General features: G+C 51.4%; 18 protein-coding genes, 1 tRNA gene and 2 pseudogenes. 5 read left to right on the top strand and 16 right to left on the bottom strand.

Annotated features, from left to right (window positions below; all coding sequences use genetic code 11):
- Positions 1 to 66: 66 nt before the first annotated feature.
- From hybG to yghX, 11 genes are all read right to left on the bottom strand, one after another.
- Positions 67 to 315 carry a hydrogenase maturation factor HybG gene (hybG, locus tag C2U41_RS18350; RefSeq protein ID WP_003024459.1) on the bottom strand — a complete coding sequence of 83 codons (249 nt, stop codon included), beginning with the start codon at positions 313 to 315 and terminating at the stop codon, positions 67 to 69.
- A 30-nt stretch (positions 316 to 345) separates the two neighbouring features.
- Positions 346 to 687, bottom strand: a complete 342-nt coding sequence (hypA, locus tag C2U41_RS18345; protein ID WP_003024462.1) for a hydrogenase maturation nickel metallochaperone HypA — start codon at positions 685 to 687, stop codon at positions 346 to 348.
- Positions 680 to 1168: a hydrogenase-2 assembly chaperone gene (hybE, locus tag C2U41_RS18340; protein ID WP_003024465.1), complete on the bottom strand. Its 489-nt coding sequence runs from the start codon at positions 1166 to 1168 to the stop codon at positions 680 to 682. Before hybE ends, hypA begins: the two co-directional genes overlap by 8 nt.
- Entirely contained in the window at positions 1161 to 1655 is a 495-nt protein-coding gene (locus C2U41_RS18335; RefSeq protein ID WP_003024473.1) for a HyaD/HybD family hydrogenase maturation endopeptidase, read from the bottom strand. The genes hybE and C2U41_RS18335 overlap by 8 nt, the downstream gene beginning before the upstream one ends.
- Positions 1655 to 3358: a hydrogenase 2 large subunit gene (gene hybC / locus C2U41_RS18330; RefSeq protein ID WP_003024476.1), complete on the bottom strand. Its 1704-nt coding sequence runs from the start codon at positions 3356 to 3358 to the stop codon at positions 1655 to 1657. Before hybC ends, C2U41_RS18335 begins: the two co-directional genes overlap by 1 nt.
- A complete protein-coding gene (gene hybB / locus C2U41_RS18325; protein WP_003024479.1) occupies positions 3355 to 4533 on the bottom strand; it encodes a Ni/Fe-hydrogenase cytochrome b subunit in 1179 nt (392 codons plus the stop codon). Before hybB ends, hybC begins: the two co-directional genes overlap by 4 nt.
- Positions 4523 to 5509 (bottom strand): hydrogenase 2 operon protein HybA, encoded by a 987-nt coding sequence (gene hybA, locus C2U41_RS18320; RefSeq protein WP_003828357.1) that lies wholly within the window; start codon positions 5507 to 5509, stop codon positions 4523 to 4525. The genes hybB and hybA overlap by 11 nt, the downstream gene beginning before the upstream one ends.
- A gap of 2 nt (positions 5510 to 5511) precedes the next feature.
- A complete protein-coding gene (hybO, locus tag C2U41_RS18315; protein WP_003024486.1) occupies positions 5512 to 6630 on the bottom strand; it encodes a hydrogenase 2 small subunit in 1119 nt (372 codons plus the stop codon).
- A 188-nt stretch (positions 6631 to 6818) separates the two neighbouring features.
- The gene (locus C2U41_RS18310) at positions 6819 to 7106 is read right to left on the bottom strand and encodes a DUF2623 family protein (protein ID WP_003838189.1); all 288 of its coding nucleotides are present in this window, start codon (positions 7104 to 7106) and stop codon (positions 6819 to 6821) included.
- A gap of 84 nt (positions 7107 to 7190) precedes the next feature.
- A complete protein-coding gene (locus C2U41_RS18305) occupies positions 7191 to 8831 on the bottom strand; it encodes a methyl-accepting chemotaxis protein (protein ID WP_044713738.1) in 1641 nt (546 codons plus the stop codon).
- 215 nt (positions 8832 to 9046) lie between these two features.
- The gene (gene yghX / locus C2U41_RS18300) at positions 9047 to 9934 is read right to left on the bottom strand and encodes a YghX family hydrolase (RefSeq protein WP_032937394.1); all 888 of its coding nucleotides are present in this window, start codon (positions 9932 to 9934) and stop codon (positions 9047 to 9049) included.
- A 155-nt stretch (positions 9935 to 10089) separates the two neighbouring features.
- On the opposite strand from yghX, the gene C2U41_RS18295 reads away from it, so the two are divergent.
- Positions 10090 to 11130: an aldo/keto reductase gene (locus C2U41_RS18295; protein ID WP_003024497.1), complete on the top strand. Its 1041-nt coding sequence runs from the start codon at positions 10090 to 10092 to the stop codon at positions 11128 to 11130.
- A gap of 70 nt (positions 11131 to 11200) precedes the next feature.
- Here C2U41_RS18295 and C2U41_RS18290 read toward each other — a convergent pair whose 3' ends face one another.
- Positions 11201 to 11704 (bottom strand): ESA_00282 family adhesion-associated protein, encoded by a 504-nt coding sequence (locus C2U41_RS18290; RefSeq protein WP_003024499.1) that lies wholly within the window; start codon positions 11702 to 11704, stop codon positions 11201 to 11203.
- Between the two features lie 104 nt (positions 11705 to 11808).
- Here C2U41_RS18290 and C2U41_RS18285 point away from each other — a divergent pair, with 104 nt between their 5' ends.
- The 3 genes and pseudogenes from C2U41_RS18285 (at position 11809) to C2U41_RS18270 (ending at position 13033) form a co-directional block, all read left to right on the top strand.
- Positions 11809 to 12213, top strand: a complete 405-nt coding sequence (locus C2U41_RS18285) for a hypothetical protein (protein WP_003024501.1) — start codon at positions 11809 to 11811, stop codon at positions 12211 to 12213.
- Position 12214: 1 nt separating this feature from the next.
- A pseudogene (locus tag C2U41_RS18280) lies at positions 12215 to 12280 on the top strand (cytoplasmic protein); the annotation flags it as partial.
- Between the two features lie 55 nt (positions 12281 to 12335).
- Positions 12336 to 13033, top strand: a protein-coding gene (locus C2U41_RS18270) for an IS1-like element IS1B family transposase (RefSeq protein WP_095033700.1) whose coding sequence is annotated in 2 segments (ribosomal slippage) — positions 12336 to 12585 and positions 12585 to 13033 — 699 coding nt in all. Because the reading frame shifts where the segments join, the coding sequence is not laid out codon by codon here.
- A 14-nt stretch (positions 13034 to 13047) separates the two neighbouring features.
- Here C2U41_RS18270 and C2U41_RS29785 read toward each other — a convergent pair.
- The 4 genes and pseudogenes from C2U41_RS29785 to C2U41_RS18255 form a co-directional block, all read right to left on the bottom strand.
- Positions 13048 to 13275: pseudogene (locus C2U41_RS29785) on the bottom strand (tetratricopeptide repeat protein); the annotation flags it as partial.
- 46 nt (positions 13276 to 13321) lie between these two features.
- The gene (locus tag C2U41_RS18265) at positions 13322 to 14587 is read right to left on the bottom strand and encodes a tyrosine-type recombinase/integrase (RefSeq protein WP_103848976.1); all 1266 of its coding nucleotides are present in this window, start codon (positions 14585 to 14587) and stop codon (positions 13322 to 13324) included.
- A 196-nt stretch (positions 14588 to 14783) separates the two neighbouring features.
- Positions 14784 to 14859: transfer RNA gene (locus C2U41_RS18260), tRNA-Phe, on the bottom strand.
- Positions 14860 to 14964: 105 nt separating this feature from the next.
- Complete coding sequence (locus C2U41_RS18255; protein WP_003838201.1) at positions 14965 to 15672, bottom strand: DUF554 domain-containing protein; 708 nt, start codon at positions 15670 to 15672, stop codon at positions 14965 to 14967.
- Between the two features lie 468 nt (positions 15673 to 16140).
- On the opposite strand from C2U41_RS18255, the gene C2U41_RS18250 reads away from it, so the two are divergent.
- Positions 16141 to 18276 (top strand): ornithine decarboxylase, encoded by a 2136-nt coding sequence (locus C2U41_RS18250; protein ID WP_103848975.1) that lies wholly within the window; start codon positions 16141 to 16143, stop codon positions 18274 to 18276.
- Positions 18277 to 18295 lie beyond the last annotated feature (19 nt).

The raw sequence follows: 18295 nt of genomic DNA, 5'->3' as shown, positions 1-18295 counted from the left end.
ATCAGGCCTACAAAGATGTCATGCCGTAGGTCGGATAAGGCATTTGCGCCGCCATCCGGCACAAAATCACGCGCTGGTGACGTCGTACTCCATACGGCGAAGTGCGTCTAACGTGGCTTTAGCTTCATCTTCATCAATGATGCTCATGGCGAACCCTACGTGCACCAGCACCCATTGCCCGACCAGCTCAGCCGTATCACCTTCACAAATCAGGGCAATATTGACATCACGTTTGATGCCGCACACTTCAACCTGCGCAAGCTGGTGAATATCTTCACCAACGGCCAGAACCTGACCAGGGACTCCAATACACATATCTGACTCCGCCCCATAGCAACCTATGGGTTATTCGACTTCAATACTTTTCACTTTCAGTGAATCGCCCGCATCAACTCGCAGACGATCCCCCTGACAATGTGGACACTGCGCATCATGCTGGGTGATTTCCACAACCTGACTGCAATCCCAGCACCATGCCTGGGCTGGCTTGTAATCAATATGCAGCTCACACCCTTGCGCCAGCGTCCCCTGACAGACGATGTCGAAACTGAAACGCACGGCGCTCTCTTCAACGCAGGAGAGCGCCCCGATTTCCAGCCAAACGCCGGTTACACGTTTGACACCGTGCTGCTCTGCCTGCTGTTGAACAATCTCAACCGCGCTCTGACAAAGGGACAGCTCATGCATTTTCGCAGTTCCGACGACCCAGCAGCAGCGCGCGGCGATTGAGCTGCGGCGCATTTGGATCGCTCACCGGCAGCGATAACAGCATTCGCGCACAATCGTCAGTCAGGCGCACTCCTTCTTGCGCAGACATGCTGTGCGAAAGCGGCGACATCAGTGAACAGGAAAGGTATTGTGATACGCCCTCCAGTTCACCAACGGTAAAGGTCATCTCGCCATACGGCAGACGCAGCCCGATTTTTTCGCTGACTTTACGTACCGGCCAGACCTGGTCTGGTCCAGGGAAAATCAGTGCGCTGAGCATCCAGGGTGTGATAACACACCCCGTCCACTGCCCTTCAAACAGCGTAAAATCAGAGACATATACCGGCATATTCGGATGCAAGAAAGAGAGATCGTGCATCGAACGCCGGGCAACCTCTTCAAACGCTGCCTGAATCTGCATCTTCGGGGCCGTCTGAAAACCGACAAACTCCTCAGACATGAGCCGCCTCCCGAGGGATCGCTTCAACACCTGATTCGCGAAGCGCAGCAAGAACCTGCTCAAGTGCAGGTTCAATCATCGCTTCGACCGTTGGCGTTAGCCCGATATGCGGCTCCAGTGATTCCGGAATAATGCCGACTAACGTCAGCTTTTTCGGAAACTCGCCGGTGAAACGCAGGGCCGACAAAACGTCGGCCAGGCCAAGCTGGTGCGGTGAGATTTTGTTGGTAAACAGCGCCGGGATCTCTTCATCCCGCAGGACCATCATCGTTCCTGGCGTGTTTTTCTTCGACACAATGGCGTCAGCAATGATCAGATGATCTCTGTTCGCCATATCGCCGAGAAGCTCCATCCCAGCCGTACCGCCGTCCAGAACATCAACAAAGTCTGGCAGGATGTACCGTTGCTCTAATGCCTCAACGATACGTACTCCGATGGCTTCGTCGGTCAGCAAAATATTGCCGACCCCTAAGACTAATATCCGCATTACAGAACCTTAACTGAGACCACTTCGTTCCCGTCAACGTCCACCACATGCACCGCACATGACATACAAGGATCGAAGGAGTGAATGGTACGAACCACTTCCAGCGGTTTGTTTGGATCGGCAATCGGCGTTCCTACCAGCGAGCGCTCATACGGTCCCACTTCATCATTAAAGTTACGTGGGCCAGAGTTCCAGGTTGACGGTACAACCGCCTGGTAGTTGCTGATAATGCCATCTTTAATCACCATCCAGTGAGACAGCATACCGCGCGGCGCTTCGAGGAAACCAACACCTTTGAATTCGCCCGTTGCCGGAATATCCGGTTTCACGAAGGTGGTATGGTCGCCTTTACCGATGTTCACGATCAGCGCGTTGTACTGATCCTGCAGAACATTCTGCAGTTCACAGCAGTGAACGGTACGGCCAATAATACGACCCAGCGTAGAGTGCAGCTGAGACACTTCGATAGTTTTACCGGTCAGCTTGGTGTAAATCGCGATGATTTCATTCAGCTTGGCATGAGTAGACTCGCGTTTGGCCGCCAGTTTACACAGCATGTTGGCCAGCGGACCCACTTCAACCGTTTTACCGTAGAAGGTCGGTGCTTTAACCCAGGAGTACTTGCCGTCATCTGACCAACCGGTGTAATCAGGAACCGTTGTACCTTCCCACGGAGCCTGCGGCGCTTCGTCTTTGTACCACGCGTGTTTCGCGCTCTCCTGAATCCCTTTGATCAGGTACTCATCGGAGTGAGAGGTGATCGGACGATAGGTCGACAGATCTTCATTAGTAATGTAACCACCCGGGAACAGGAAGCTGCCGTTTTTACCGTCAGTCGGGAATTCCGGCGCGCTCAGGTAGTTAACCGCGCCCTGACCACGTTCCAGCCATTCAGGGTAGAATGCAGCAATGACCGCGGTATCAACCTTGTAAACCTGCTCAACGAAGTCGCTCAGCTTATCAATGAAAGACTTGATGTACATCAGGCGTTCAAGGTTCAGCACACCAAGACCGTCGAGGTTAATCGGGTTAGCAACCCCACCTACCGCCAGGTTCTGGATGTGCGGCGTTTTACCACCCAACAGCGCCACAACGCGGTTGGCATCACGCTGGCATTCCAGCGCCTGCAGATAGTGAGCGACCGCAATCAGGTTCACTTCCGGCGGCAGCTGCATTGCCGGGTGCCCCCAGCAACCGTTAGCAAAAATGCCTAACTGACCGCTGGCAACAAGATCTTTGATCTTGTTCTGAACCTTGGTGAACTCTTCTGCGCTGTTCAGGTGCCAGGAGGACACGCCGTTCAACATGGCAGATGCTTTCGCTGGGTCAGCTTTCAGGGCAGAGGTGATATCCACCCAGTCCAGCGCAGACAGCTGATAGAAGTGAACAATATGGTCATGCGTGGTGTGCGCGGCCAGAATGATGTTACGGATATACTGTGCGTTCACCGGAACATCAATATTCAGCGCACTTTCTGCTGCACGAACGGAAGAGATAGCGTGAGTGGTCGTACAAACGCCACAGATACGCTGCACAATCATCCAGGCATCGCGCGGATCGCGGTTTTTCACGATCTCTTCCATGCCGCGCCACATGGTACCGGAAGCCCATGCTTTAGATACCACGCCATTTTCGATTTCGCAGTCGATGCGTAAATGACCCTCAATACGGGTTACCGGATCAATAGTAATTCTCTGGCTCATGCTTTGCTCGCCTCATGACGATTTTGATCGTTTTGTTTTAAAGGAGGAAGTATCGGCAGTAGACGAATGAGTACGATGTATGCACAGATCTCAATAGCCACAAAACCAATAGAAATCAACAGTTCTTCCCAGGTCGGGAAGTAGTGGTAGCCACCACCAGGATTGAACGCCACCAGCGAATAGGACAGACGCCATGTTGCACAACCCAGCAATGCGCTCAGCGCAGACAGATACAGCATGCGCGAGTCATTACGCAGCTTAGTGACGCGCAGCACCACCAGCGGGAAGACCATCAGCACGACCTCAAGCCAGAACATGGCTGAGTAGAAATCGCCTGCAAACGCATACGACAGCTTGTCGCGATAGATCAGTTCGCCAAAGCGCAGAACCACGAAAATCGCCAGCAGCACGCTGATGGTGTTCGTCAGCTTGATGAACAAACTTTTCTCGTCCGGACCGTTACCTTTCAGACCCGCTTGTACCAGTGAGCCTTCAAAGATGACGATCGAGAAGCCCATAATAAAGGCGGTTAATACCGAGAAAAGCGGCAACATTTCATAAGCTTGCCAAAGCGGATGCACCTTATAACCCGCAGAAATCATCAATGAACCCATTGAAGACTGGTGCATGGTTGGCAGCAGCGCGCCGAGGGCAATAACAAAGAACATCACTTTATTCAAACGCTTGAGAGAAACTTTCCACCCCAGACGTTCAAACAGAGCCGGAGCAAATTCCAGCGCCATGATGCCGATATAGATGGTCATACAGACCGCCGTTTCGAACAGTACCGAATTCACGTTGAAGTGACCCGGAATGTAGAAATACGGCAGGTTCCAGTAACGACCGACGTCGATGGTGATTGACAGACCACCCAGCGAGTAGCCAAACAGGCTCGCCAACAGCGCCGGACGTACCAGCGGATGGTATTGTCCTCTGTTGAAAACATACACCGCCCACGCCAGCGCCCAACCGCCGCACGCAAAGCCAGTACCAATCAACAGGTCAAACGCGATCCATACACCCCATGGGAAACCGCCGTTCAGATCGGAGACTGAGCCCAATCCGAAGACCAGACGTTTCACGATCAGGAGCATACACAGGACGATAAGCGGCCCAAAAATAATGACCGGTTTGCTGATTATTTTTCCGCCCAGCGGTTTAGGATCATGACTCATGATCGTCTCCTCCATCGTGATGGTCGTTTTTCGTGTTACGACGAACCAGCACGGTTAAGCCCGCCAGCGCAGCCAGGGGTAATATCATGCCCTTGTACAGGGAATGTTGAACATGTTCGGAACGCGCACCAGTTGAAAGATCATCCAGCTTCGGCAGATCCAAATCCTCGTAAGGAACACCCGTCAGCACCATAACCTGCGTACCACCACCTTCTTTCTCACCGTACAGGTGTGGGTAGTACTTCGGTACCGTATGCAGATAGGTATCGCCTGCTTTCACCGTTTGACGCGGATAGTGGTATTCGCTGCCAGGCTTCAGCGCGAGACGTTTTTTCGCCTCAGCCATCAGCTCTTCACGGGTACCAAAAATCACCGCACCGGCTGGGCACACTTCAACACAACCCGGCAAACCGCCTTTGTCCAGACGCTCAACGCCTTTCTGGTTACACAGTTCACATTTGTGAAGCGCACCAAACGGGTTGTTGTAGTCGTACTTAGGCACGTTGTACGGGCAGGCGACCATGCAGTAACGACAGCCCGTGCAGACGTCTTTGTCATAATGGACGATGCCGGTTTTCGGATCTTTCTTCAGCGCGGAGACCGGGCAAACGGAAACGCAGTTCGGATCAACACAGTGCATGCACTGTTTCTTGATGTATGCGTAGCCATTTTCTTCCTGGTCTTTGTTCACGCCTGTTCCGCTACGCCACACCTGGATGATGTTATTGGTATACGGAGACAGTTTGTCGTTGTTCGACCAGGTTTGCTCGCCTTCCGGGTTACGGGCCGGGAAGTTGATATCCTGACACTTGGTGACACAGGCCTGGCAGCCTACGCACAGCGTCGAGTCATAGAGCATCCCAAGAGAACCCGGGATCGGCGGACGGTTTTCTGCAGCCGCATGACTGATGGACGGCGCTGCGCCCAACAGCAATGCCCCGCTGGAGGCTGCTTTAATAAAGTTACGTCTGTTCACGGTTATTCTCCCCGTGAGTCAGCGTTATCTTTCTTTTGCTGACGCCCCAGTTCACGTACCGCCATCACGCTGACGCCGGCAACCAGTCCTACTACGCCACCCAGCAGTCCAATCGCTCCGGCAGATACATTACCGCCTTCTTTCATATTGACGTCAGGCTTCTCGGAACGCGGCGTTTGGTTTTCCACATGAGCAAGCTGGTGAATACCTTTATGGAAACCGACGCCTTCTTCGTTGCAGCCGTAGCAAGGGTGACCAATAGCCACCGGCCACACGCCGCCAACGTCGCAGAATTGCAGCGTTGAACAGTTGCCGTAGGTTTCTGGCCCTTTACAGCCCAGATGGTAGAGGCACCAACCTTCACGGTGGCCTTCATCGCCAAACTCTTTCGCAAAACGACCAGCATCGAAGTGCGGGCGACGTTCGCAGTGCTCGTGAATCAAACGGCCATAGGCGAATGTCGGACGGTTTTTGGTATCCAGCTTCGGCGGCTTACCGTAAGTGATGATATGGGCGACCGTTGCGAGGAAGTTATGCGGGTTCGGCGGACAGCCGGGGATGTTGATGATGGTTTTGCCTGGCAGAACTTCTTGCAGGCCGACGGCACCCGTTGGGTTAACGCCAGCGGCAGCAACACCACCCCACGCGGCGCAAGAGCCGATGGCAATGATAGCGGCTGCGCCCTCTGCGGCCCGGCGGATGTGATCCACGATCGGCTCACCGGCAACCATGCAGTAAATACCATTATCTTTCAGTGGGATAGATCCATCTACTACCAGAACATATTGCCCTTTGTACTTCTCCAGAGCGTTATGTTTGTTCTCTTCAACCTGATGGCCGAAGGCGGCAGAGAGCACCTCATGGTATTCCAGAGAGATTGTCTCCAGAACGAGGTTTTCCACTGTAGGGTGTGTCGCGCGAAGCAGCGATTCAGTACAACCCGTACACTCCTGGGCACCAATCCAGATAACCGGTGGGCGCTGAGGACGAGAAACTGATTCGGCCATTTCTGCGGCGGCTTTGCTACTGAGCCCCATGGTAGCGGCCAGTGCTGCACAAAGCTTCATGAAATCACGGCGATTAATGCCGCTCGAATTGATGAGAGAGTTATCTCCAGTCATTTTATAGTTATTCCGTTGCGAAGACCTGGCTTTTATTTTGCACCATTCGCATGTTGCATATTGCGATCGGCGCGCCATTACCACACTTTTTATATGGTTATGTGCATTATAATACTTCGACGGAGCAACAAAACGAAGGCGTAGGTCAATAGTGTAATTAATTAAAGCAAGATAATACCCCTTTCGGATCAAGCTTCGAGTCGATAGCCAGCCATGAAAAAACGAATTGTTGTACTGGATTGATTCTCTCTAAAGAAATCCATAACCATCTCTTTATCCAGTCCATAGCGACGCGTGAGGATGCCCGCTTCCCACGCGCTAAGCTGTCGATCGCCCGTTTTTTCAAACATGCGATGTGAAAATCCCAACACAAAACCACGCTTATAATCCGCACAAAAATTCGCCACTGAGCGTGCGCTGTCCGCACTTGAGGCGTTTAATCCGGCCATCAGGCCTTTTCCAAAATGGTTGTCCATGCATAACCTCCAATCGCCATATAATAAATTATATAGCGATTTTTTGAGCAAAGACCAGAGGTATCACGAACTTTTTATGCCAGCTTAAAAGGACACCCATTCATCCGTTTTAGCTGCCGCAGACGTTTTGTTGTCTGCTGAAGGGGAAGCAGTATTAGCAGCGGCGTATTGCACATCATTCGCTGAGAGGCGGAACTGTTGCACCGAGCGTTGCAGTTCCTCTGTTTGTCTTTCCAACGCCACGGCAGCGGCGGAGACTTGCTCTACCAATGCAGCGTTCTGTTGCGTTACGCTGTCCATCTGCGTGATCGCCACGCTCACCTGCGAGATGCCCTTATTCTGTTCTTCCGAGGCTGAGGCAATTTGCTTCATGATGACCGTCACTTCGGTGGCACCGCGCAGAATTGCCTCCATGGTTAATCCCGTTTCTTTAACCAGACGAGCCCCCTGGTCGACACGACGCGATGACTCGCCAATTAGCGTCTCAATCTCTTTCGCCGCTCCGGCGCTGCGACTGGCAAGGTTGCGTACTTCACCGGCAACGACGGCAAAACCGCGCCCCTGCTCGCCTGCCCTGGCAGCTTCAACTGCGGCGTTCAGCGCCAGAATATTGGTCTGGAAAGCAATACTATTAATAACTGACGTGATTTCCGCGATCTGTTTAGAGCTGGCGGCAATACCATCCATCGTCTCAACCACTTCTGAAACCAGCGTGCTCCCTTTACCTGCCGTTTCTGTGGCCGTATCGGCAAGCTGGCTGGCTTCACGCGCATTTTCAGCGTTCAGTTTTACCGTTGCGGTCAGTTGCTCCATGCTGGCAGCGGTCTCTTCCAGCGCCGCGGCCTGCTCTTCAGTACGTGAGGAGAGATCGTTATTACCGGTGGAAATTTCCGTCGCCCCTCGCCAGATGTTGTCACTACCTGAACGGATGGTACTGACGGCTTCGCGCAGGCTGTCCTGCATCGCGCACAGTAACGGCACCAGTTGACCCACACAGTTACGACCAAAATCTTCAATGGGATGGCTGAGATCGCCCTGCGCAATCTGCTGGAACTGCTGACGGATGCGTCCCAGAGGTTTCACCATCATGGCGACGAGGTAACGGTCGGTAAAGAACAGTAGGGCAATACCGAGGATAACAGCAGTAATAATTAACGTTCGGATGATAGACGTTTTGCCATCGACCATCACGCGGGTGGTATCAAGCCGCTCTCCTGCCGTGGCGTTAAAACGCTCGGCACTGGCGCCAAATTCACGGCTCAACGCTGGCGTAACGGTACTGGCATGTTCCGCAAAGGCCGTGAGCGTGCCCTGCTTTGCCAACTGCATTTGCGGGATCACGCCATTGTCCAGCAGCGCCTGCCACTTCGTCAGTACCGCCGCGGCAACTTCCGGATCCATGGGGCCTGGAGACAATGTTTTCATCTCCTGGAGTTTTTTACTCATATTCTCCAGGGACTGCTGCGCCGGCGCAAAATCAGGCGTTCCGCCGCTCATTTTGACATCCATGGCGCGACTTAAGCGCGTTACGAAGCGAAAGTACTGATCGTTACCCTGACTGAGAACCGTCATCTGATGGACAAGATGGCGGTCAATATCATTGCCTTCAGATATTTTTGATAACGAATGAAGACTGAATAAACCCACGCCCGACCAGAGCAGGCAGAAAAGTCCCAGTATTGCCAACATGACAATACGAATAGTGAAGTTTTTCAGCAAACGCATAATAATTTCCTTGCCGTTGATGAGGAATTCGCCATCAGGCGATACTTATCCTTGTTATCGGCAGGCAGTAGAGAAGATATAATGCGTTCTTTATTTTTTTACTTTCTTAAGTACATCCACTATCTCTCCACCCTATATCAATATGAATGCTAATGAAATTAGGTAGCATTATTATTCAGGTAATTAATTAAAAGCATTAAATAATCTATTGTTTTCTATCGCAAATATTTATCAAACCACGCAAGGGTACGTTCCCAGGCTAATTCAGCGGTAGCTTTATCATAACGAGGGGTAGAATCATTGTGAAAGCCATGATTAACACCGGGGTAGATATATGCTTCATAGACTTTCTTATTCGCCTTTAGCGCCGCTTCATATGCAGGCCATCCCTCATTAATTCGGGTATCTAATTGCGCATAGTGCAGTAATAAAGGCGCGCTTATTTTAGGGACATCTGATGCAGGAACCTGACGCCCATAAAAAGGCACCGCGCAGGCCAGTTCAGGGAAAGCCACAGCTGCGGCATTCGACACACCACCACCATAGCAAAATCCGGTGATACCTACCTTTCCCGTCGTCCCTGAATAATGCTGCATAAATTCAATGGCGGCAAAAAAGTCGTTCATTAACTTTACGGGGTCAACCTGCTGCTGCAATTCCCGACCTTTATCATCATTGCCTGGGTATCCCCCTACCGAACTTAACCCATCAGGCGCGAGTGCCATAAAGCCCGCCTTCGCCACCCGTCGCGCCACATCTTCAATATACGGATTCAGCCCACGATTCTCATGCACTACCACCACCGCCGGAACTTTCCGCGTCACCTTCGTTGGTTTAACCAAATACCCCCGCACATCACCATGTCCTTCAGGCGAGGGATAGGTAATATATTCCGCCAGAATATCGGGATCGGTAAATTCTACCTGCATTGCGAGAGCGTAGTTGGGTTTCAATAAATTGAATAAGGCCAATGCCGTCATGCCACCCACTGCATATTTCGCTGCCATATTGAGAAACTCGCGTTTCGTTATTTTGCCATGAGCGTAATAGTCATAGTAGTCGAGCAGTTCTTGCGGAAAATCTTTGGCAGTCAAACGCGGCATCGTCGCACTCCTGATTGATGTTTTTTTAAGCAAAGCACAGTGACCTGTTTTTGCCCAGTTTTTCATCTCAGTGTGACCTGGTGAACGGGATATTCACCGTGAACCCGCTAGAATAGAAACGTTGTTTCGAAATTCACCTGCACTAAGGAGATCTCATGGCCTGGTTTGCCAATCCTGAACGTTACGAACAGATGCTCTATCGCTACTGTGGGCGCAGCGGTTTGCGCTTACCCGCTCTATCGCTGGGTTTATGGCACAGTTTTGGGCACGTTCAGGCGCTGGATTCACAGCGAGCCCTGTTGCGTAAAGCATTTGATTTAGGCATCACGCATTTTGATTTAGCCAATAACTATGGGCCGCCACCAGGCAGCGCAGAAGAGAATTTTGGCCGATTACTGCGCGAGGATTTTGCACACTATCGCGATGAACTGATTATCTCCACCAAGGCAGGCTATGACATGTGGCCAGGGCCATACGGTTCTGGCGGTTCGCGCAAATACCTGCTCGCCAGCCTCGATCAGAGCCTGAAACGCATGGGCCTCGACTATGTCGATATCTTCTACTCGCACCGCGTCGACGAAAATACGCCAATGGAAGAGACCGCCTCAGCCCTGGCCCACGCCGTACAGAGCGGCAAAGCGCTGTATGTCGGCATCTCATCCTATTCGCCAGAGCGTACGCAGAAAATGGCCGAGCTGATGCGGGAATGGAAAATTCCCCTGCTGATCCACCAACCGTCTTACAACCTGCTTAACCGCTGGGTAGACAGCAGCGGCCTGCTGGATACGCTGGAATCCAATGGCATGGGCTGCATCGCCTTTACGCCACTGGCTCAGGGACTGCTGACGGGGAAATACCTCAACGGCATTCCGGAAGGTTCACGCATGCAGCGTGAAGGGAAAAAAGTTCGTGGGCTGACGGAAAATATGCTGACGGAAGAAAATCTTAACAGCCTGCGGTTGCTCAATGAGATGGCGCAACAGCGTGGACAGTCGATGGCACAAATGGCCTTAAGCTGGCTGCTAAAAGACAACCGGGTGACTTCGGTATTAATTGGCGCCAGTCGACCGGAGCAACTGGAGGAAAACGTTCAGGCGTTGGCGAACCTGACGTTCAGCACCGAAGAACTGGCGCAGATCGATAAGCACGTCGCGGACGGTAAGCTGAACCTGTGGCAGGCCTCATCTGACAAATAGCCGTATGTAACATCGTGCCGGGTGACAGCGTTAGCCTCCCCGGCACGTAATACGGGCCAAACAGTCCCCTTCACACCTCTTCCGCTTTGATCTCCGGGCGTTGATACTCCGGCCACACCAGCGCGACAAGCGCGGGATAAGCCTCCAGACTGAACTCCCTGAAACACTGACGCAGGTTGAGCACGTCCAGGTCGGCATGCGGGACCTTCTCACCGCTCAAACAGCGCTTTTTAATATTGTCGTAATATTTATACACCGCAGAGTTGAGATCGCTACAACGCCGCTGCGCATCAAATAATCCAGGTGTCTCATTCAACTCCACCATTGTCATCCGCTTGATCGTGGAGTGGATAAAATCGATATATTCGTGATTAACGCGCCAATACCAGACCGGCGTAATCGAATTCATCAATACCGAGAAATGGTCCTCGCCTTCTTCTTTACTCAGCATTTCCGGCTGGTTTTCAGAGTGCCCATTTTCGGCATGTCGGTTTTTATTTGCACTGCGCATTAACAAAAGTACCCCGCAGGTCAGCAATAGCAGGGTAATAACAGAATAAAATATACTGTTCATATACTGGCTCCATTTTTTTTGATTTTAAAATTACGCCATGCTATTGTCAACGCGGCCTGGTTTATTTAAAACAACATATCATTGGCATCAAAGGATATTTCAACATGCTTCCCGAGCATCTTGTTCCCTCGCACTTTCACTTATCCAGCCCCGCTACCAATACCAATCCCGTAGATAATAGTGAAAATTTGACTCAGGGAAAGAGAACATTAAGCGATTACGAATCCGATATTTTGATTAGCTCAACGGCTACCGGTCAGTCACGAAATATGCTATTTGAAGAGTGCGACCGTCATTTAAAAGAGCGTCTGTTTCGTGCAGCAAAAATTGAGTCATTCTCTCGCCTGCTCAATTCACTACAAGCAGAAGGCGATATTAACGCACAAGAATTAAGTAAAATTTTGACTCAAAAAACAGCCATCATAAATGAACAGGGCAACAAAATTTGGCTTAATTTAATTACGCGTGAAACCAGCGACCCTATTTTTTATTCTCTGGAAGAGAAATAAAATGAAAGATGTTGAGGATAACAATGTTTATTTGGCTTTAGACAACCATAAAAGCGATGAGTTTGTCGGTGATGCTGCCAACTTACTGATTTAGTGTATGATGGTGTTTTTGAGGTGCTCCAGTGGCTTCTGTTTCTATCAGCTGTCCCTCCTGTTCAGCTACTGACGGGGTGGTGCGTAACGGCAAAAGCACCGCCGGACATCAGCGCTATCTCTGCTCTCACTGCCGTAAAACATGGCAACTGCAGTTCACTTACACCGCTTCTCAACCCGGTACGCACCAGAAAATCATTGATATGGCCATGAATGGCGTTGGATGCCGGGCAACCGCCCGCATTATGGGCGTTGGCCTCAACACGATTTTCCGCCATTTAAAAAACTCAGGCCGCAGTCGGTAACCTCGCGCATACAGCCGGGCAGTGACGTCATCGTCTGCGCGGAAATGGACGAACAGTGGGGATACGTCGGGGCTAAATCGCGCCAGCGCTGGCTGTTTTACGCGTATGACAGGCTCCGGAAGACGGTTGTTGCGCACGTATTCGGTGAACGCACTATGGCGACGCTGGGGCGTCTTATGAGCCTGCTGTCACCCTTTGACGTGGTGATATGGATGACGGATGGCTGGCCGCTGTATGAATCCCGCCTGAAGGGAAAGCTGCACGTAATCAGCAAGCGATATACGCAGCGAATTGAGCGGCATAACCTGAATCTGAGGCAGCACCTGGCACGGCTGGGACGGAAGTCGCTGTCGTTCTCAAAATCGGTGGAGCTGCATGACAAAGTCATCGGGCATTATCTGAACATAAAACACTATCAATAAGTTGGAGTCATTACCGATTTTGTGGTAAAACCGTGGCGAAAAGCTATCGCACCTTTAATGTATTCTCCATTCAGAAAATACAGAAGACTAAGTTCATACCAGTAAGGTGAAAATTCAACTACATGCACCATCAGTACATGGACTGCCCCTCATGGTCGCCATGAGCGTAACAATTCCGGTCCTATCAATCAGCGTGCTCCCTGATTATCTTCGGGGTTGTACGCCAGTATTTTATCAATGAGTGCTCTTCCCCTGTGAGGGAAGAGCATGTGTGTGTATGGAGTTCTGTCACCTTCTCAAAGGATTATTAATTTTTGCATAGTCAAAAGGGCTGACACTCTGTTCCCTGTTAGCATCCAGAAAATCAGCCCACCACTGCAACATCAGCTTTCGCTCATCCAGATGTTCCGCTTTATGGATATACGCAGCCCGCACTGTGTTACGTTCCATATGGCTCATCTGACGTTCGACCGCATCTCTGGACCAAAGACCTGACTCAATCAACGAACTACAGGCCATTGCCCGGAAGCCGTGACCACAGACATCGACCTTTGTATCATAGCCCATCAGACGCAGTGCGTTATTTACAGTGTTCTCACTCATGGGTTTCCATGGATTGTGATCGCCGGTGAAAATCAGTTCATGTTCTCCGCTGATAGTGTGGATCTGCTTCAGTATATTCACCGCCTGAGTAGATAGTGGCACAAGATGCTCTGTTCGCATTTTTGAGCCACGATGGGAATACTTGACCCCTTCAATAGGTTTCCGCTCAGGAGGAATGGTCCACATGGCTTTCTTGAAGTCGATCTCAGACCACCTGGCAAAGCGTAGTTCGCTGGAACGGATGAAGATAAGCAGGGTGAGTTTAGTTGCCTGCCGGGTGAGAGGTTGTCCTCTGTAGGCATCCAGTCGTTCAAGAAGCTCTGAAATGCGATTTAAGGCGAGGGCAGGGCGGTGCTGGCGTTTCACTGTGGTTAACGCGCCAGCCATATCCAAGGCAGGGTTATAGGTGATAATGCCTGACTGGGCAGCATAACGCATGATTGCAGTGATACGCTGCTGAAGGCGCGCTGCGATTTCATATATCTCCTTTGCTTCGGCTGCTTTAACGGGAACAAGTAAATCGGGAGTCCTGAGGGTGGTAATGTCACGTGAACCAATAAAGGGGAAAACATGAGTTTCGAGGCTTTTCAGTATCCTCTCATTGTGTGAGGCTGACCATTTTTTGTTGCTCTTATGCCACTGTCTTGCGATGCCTTCAAATGTCTGAGCTGTTTCGGGTACCGACTTTTTGATCCTTTTCTGTTCGCATGGGTCAGTTCCCTCAGCTATCAGCTTTCTCGCCGTATCGCGTTTTTCCCTTGCTTCTGATAACGAGACTTCAGGATAGACCCCCAGAGCGAGCGTTTTCTCTTTGCCCAGAAACCGATAGCGGAGCCGCCAGTAGCGAGAGCTGTTAGGGTGAACGAGCAAGAACATGTTGCCGCTGTCGGCAAGTTTATAAGGTTTTTCATCCGGTTTAGCGGCACGGATTTTAGCGTCAGTGAGCGCCATTGGCGGTATCTCCTGATAGTAAAAAGGGGTATAAATTTTATCGAATCAGACTATACCCTCAGTTGTACCCTCGCAAGGGACTTGATGCGGGTTGAAGTTGATTGAGTTGGGTGGAGTTAAGGGATTGTAGGAATGTTGGTTTTGGCGGGCTTAGAATGCAAAAACGGACCTCCGTGGAGGTCCGTTGATATGAATTTGGTGCCCGGACTCGGAATCGAACCAAGGACACGGGGATTTTCAATCCCCTGCTCTACCGACTGAGCTATCCGGGCAACGAGGCGCATTAAACCCGATTCACTTCGTTTCGTCAACGAAATTTCTTCAAATCAATGCAGACTGCACAATCTATCACCACATTGTTGCTATTGCACGCATTCTCAGGCAAAAAAAGCCGTCCACGCTGCGGAAAGCGGCATTGCCAGTAGAAGGGCAGGAAGCATATTCACCACCGCAAACATTTTAATGCCACAAATCCGCAAACCGGTTGCAAGTAGCAACAGTCCGCCTACAGCGCTGAAATCGGCCATCATGGCTGGGGTTGTCAGCGGTAAAATCAGAGCCGCACAGGTGGCAAGCGTCAACTGAATTGCCAGCATCGGTATGAAAATGGCAGACACGGCGATCCCTAGCGAGCAGGCGAAGATAATAGCGGTGAAGAAATCGAGAAATGACTTGGCGATTAAAATATTAGGATCGCCGGTCATCCCTTCATGGATCGCCCCGAATATCCCGGTCCCGCTGGCGCAAAACAACACGATGATCGCCACATAGCTTTGGATAAAGGATTCGTGTGTTGCATTGGCATCCGATTTGGTGAAAAGCTGTTGCGCTTTGGCAACCGCGGCATTGATTCCTTTTTCCAGATGGCAGAATTCGCCAATTAATGCACCGATCAGTGTCGCCAGAACCATCACCGGCAAGTTAACGCATTTGATAACCAACAAGATACCAATTCCCAACGAGCACAACCCGAATATTGAGGTCATTGAGATCCGAATACGTTCGGGTAAGTGCTGACTGAGCAGCGCGCCGAGAACACCGCCTAATAAAATGGCGCTGGCATTAATAAAGGGTCCGATTACCACGTTTGCTCCTGCATACCCATTATCGTCTTGATGTTAAAGGCAACTGTTTGGGTGAAATTATGTTTCAGATTGCATTATTATGCCGCTATTGTCAGACGAAATGCTTGTTTATCTGTGAGGTTTAAGCACAGGATTTTATCTTGCGCCAGTAGGTGAAAGGTGCCATGATTGCGCGAATTTTCTCCTGTCTGAATGGGGCTGCCTGGGATGACATTACTCCCCCTACATCGCCTTCAACATCGCCTTTTTGCGCGACGTTCGCCCCTTCCTGCGACTTATCTTCACGCTCTCACCATGCGGTGAGGGCAGCGTACGCTCACTGCAGGATAACAGTAAGATCAGAGGCTATCTGCTTTTACTGATGTCTGGCGGTCGGGGCTGGTAACCAGTTTGACCCGTCATTTCGTGGGCAAAGCAATGCGGCTTTGCCCGGGACTTTTGATTTTCCCGAAACGGGTTATTGCGCTTATGAAATCAATGAAAATTGCCGCCAGTGGTGAACTGGCTTCTCGTCTTTCCAGCCATCGCCAGGTGGTTGCGCTGGACAGCACCGATTTTACTGACGTCGCGGCAGTCGTCATTACCGTTGCGGACAGCCGCAGTGGGATCCTGGCTTTGCTGAAACGCACTGGTTTTCATATACCGGTGTTTTTGTTCGCAGAGTCTGATGTCGATGTACCTGCGGGCGTTAACGCGGTGATTTGCGGTCAGGCTCAGGACTGGCTGGAGCTGGAGTCTGCTGCCTGTCAGTATGAGGAAGATTTGCTGCCGCCGTTCTATGACACGCTTACCCAGTATGTCGAAATGGGGAACAGCACGTTTGCCTGCCCGGGGCACCAGCACGGTGAGTTTTTTAAGAAGCATCCGGCGGGCCGACATTTCTATGAGTTCTTTGGCGAGAACCTGTTCCGCGCGGATATGTGTAACGCTGACGTTAAGCTGGGCGATCTGCTGATTCATGAGGGATCAGCGAAACATGCGCAGAAATTTGCCGCGAAAGTTTTTCACGCGGATAAAACCTACTTTGTGCTGAACGGAACCTCTGCGGCGAATAAAGTGGTCACCAACGCGCTGCTGACGCGCGGCGATCTGGTGCTGTTTGACCGCAACAACCATAAGTCCAACCACCACGGTGCGCTGATCCAGGCAGGCGCGACGCCGGTTTATCTGGAAGCGGCGCGTAATCCGTTTGGCTTTATTGGCGGTATTGACGAGCACTGCTTTGATGAGGCGTATCTGCGCCAGCAACTGCGTGACGTTGCGCCGCACAAGGCTGACCAGCCGCGCCCGTTCCGTCTTGCAATCATTCAGCTTGGTACCTATGACGGTACGATCTACAACGCCCGGCAGGTGATCGACAAGATCGGTAGCCTGTGCGATTACATCCTGTTTGATTCTGCCTGGGTTGGCTACGAGCAATTTATTCCGATGATGGCCGATGGGTCACCGCTGCTACTGGAGCTCAATGCTGACGATCCGGGGATCTTTGTCACCCAGTCGGTACACAAACAGCAGGCCGGATTCTCGCAAACCTCGCAGATCCACAAAAAGGATAACCATATTCGCGGTCAGGCGCGGTTCTGTCCGCATAAACGTCTGAACAATGCATTTATGCTGCATGCTTCCACTAGTCCGTTTTACCCGCTGTTTGCGGCGCTGGATGTTAACGCCAAAATCCATGAAGGCGAGAGCGGGCGTCGGCTATGGGCGGAGTGTGTAGCGCTGGGCATTGAGGCCCGTAAAGCGATTCTTACCCACTGTAAGATGATTCAGCCGTTTATTCCTCCGGTAGTTGATGGTAAGCCGTGGGAAAGCTATCCGACGCAGGTGATTGCCAGCGAGCGCCGCTTCTTTAGCTTTGAACCGGGTGCTAAATGGCATGGTTTTTCCGGCTACGCGCGCGACCAGTACTTCGTTGATCCCTGCAAGCTGTTGTTAACTACTCCGGGCATTGATGCGCAAACCGGGCAATATACTGAGTTTGGTATTCCGGCGACGATTCTGGCGCATTACCTGCGTGAAAACGGCATTGTTCCGGAGAAATGCGACCTTAACTCGATTCTGTTCCTGCTGACCCCGGCAGAAAGCACCGAGAAACTGGCGCAACTGGTGGCGATGCTGGCGCAGTTTGAGCAGCATATTGAGGACGATACGCCGCTGGCAGATGTGCTGCCCACCATCTTCAACAAGTATCCGGTACGCTATCGGGATTACACGCTGCGTGAACTGTGTCAGGAGATGCACGATTTATACGTCAGCTTTGATGTGAAGGATCTGCAAAAAGCGATGTTCCGACAGGAGAGTTTGCCTGCCGTGGCGATGAACCCGCAGGATGCCAACAGCGCCTTTATCCGTGGTGATGTCGAACTGGTGCGTATTTGTGATGCCGCAGGTCGCGTTGCGGCAGAAGGTGCGCTGCCTTATCCTCCAGGCGTTCTGTGCGTGGTACCGGGCGAAATCTGGGGCGGGGCGGTGCAACGTTATTTCCTGGCGCTGGAAGAGGGTGTTAACCTGCTGCCGGGCTTCTCGCCGGAGCTGCAAGGTGTTTACAGTGAAACGGATGCAGACGGTATTAAGCGTCTGTATGGATATGTTGTGAAGTAAGCGCAAAAAAAAACGGGTT

The organism is Citrobacter freundii complex sp. CFNIH4 (assembly GCF_002934505.1).
GTDB classification, from domain to species: Bacteria; Pseudomonadota; Gammaproteobacteria; order Enterobacterales; family Enterobacteriaceae; genus Citrobacter; species Citrobacter freundii.
The sequence above is the reverse complement of the archived record's forward strand: the minus strand, read 5'-3'. Positions and strand labels throughout refer to the sequence as shown.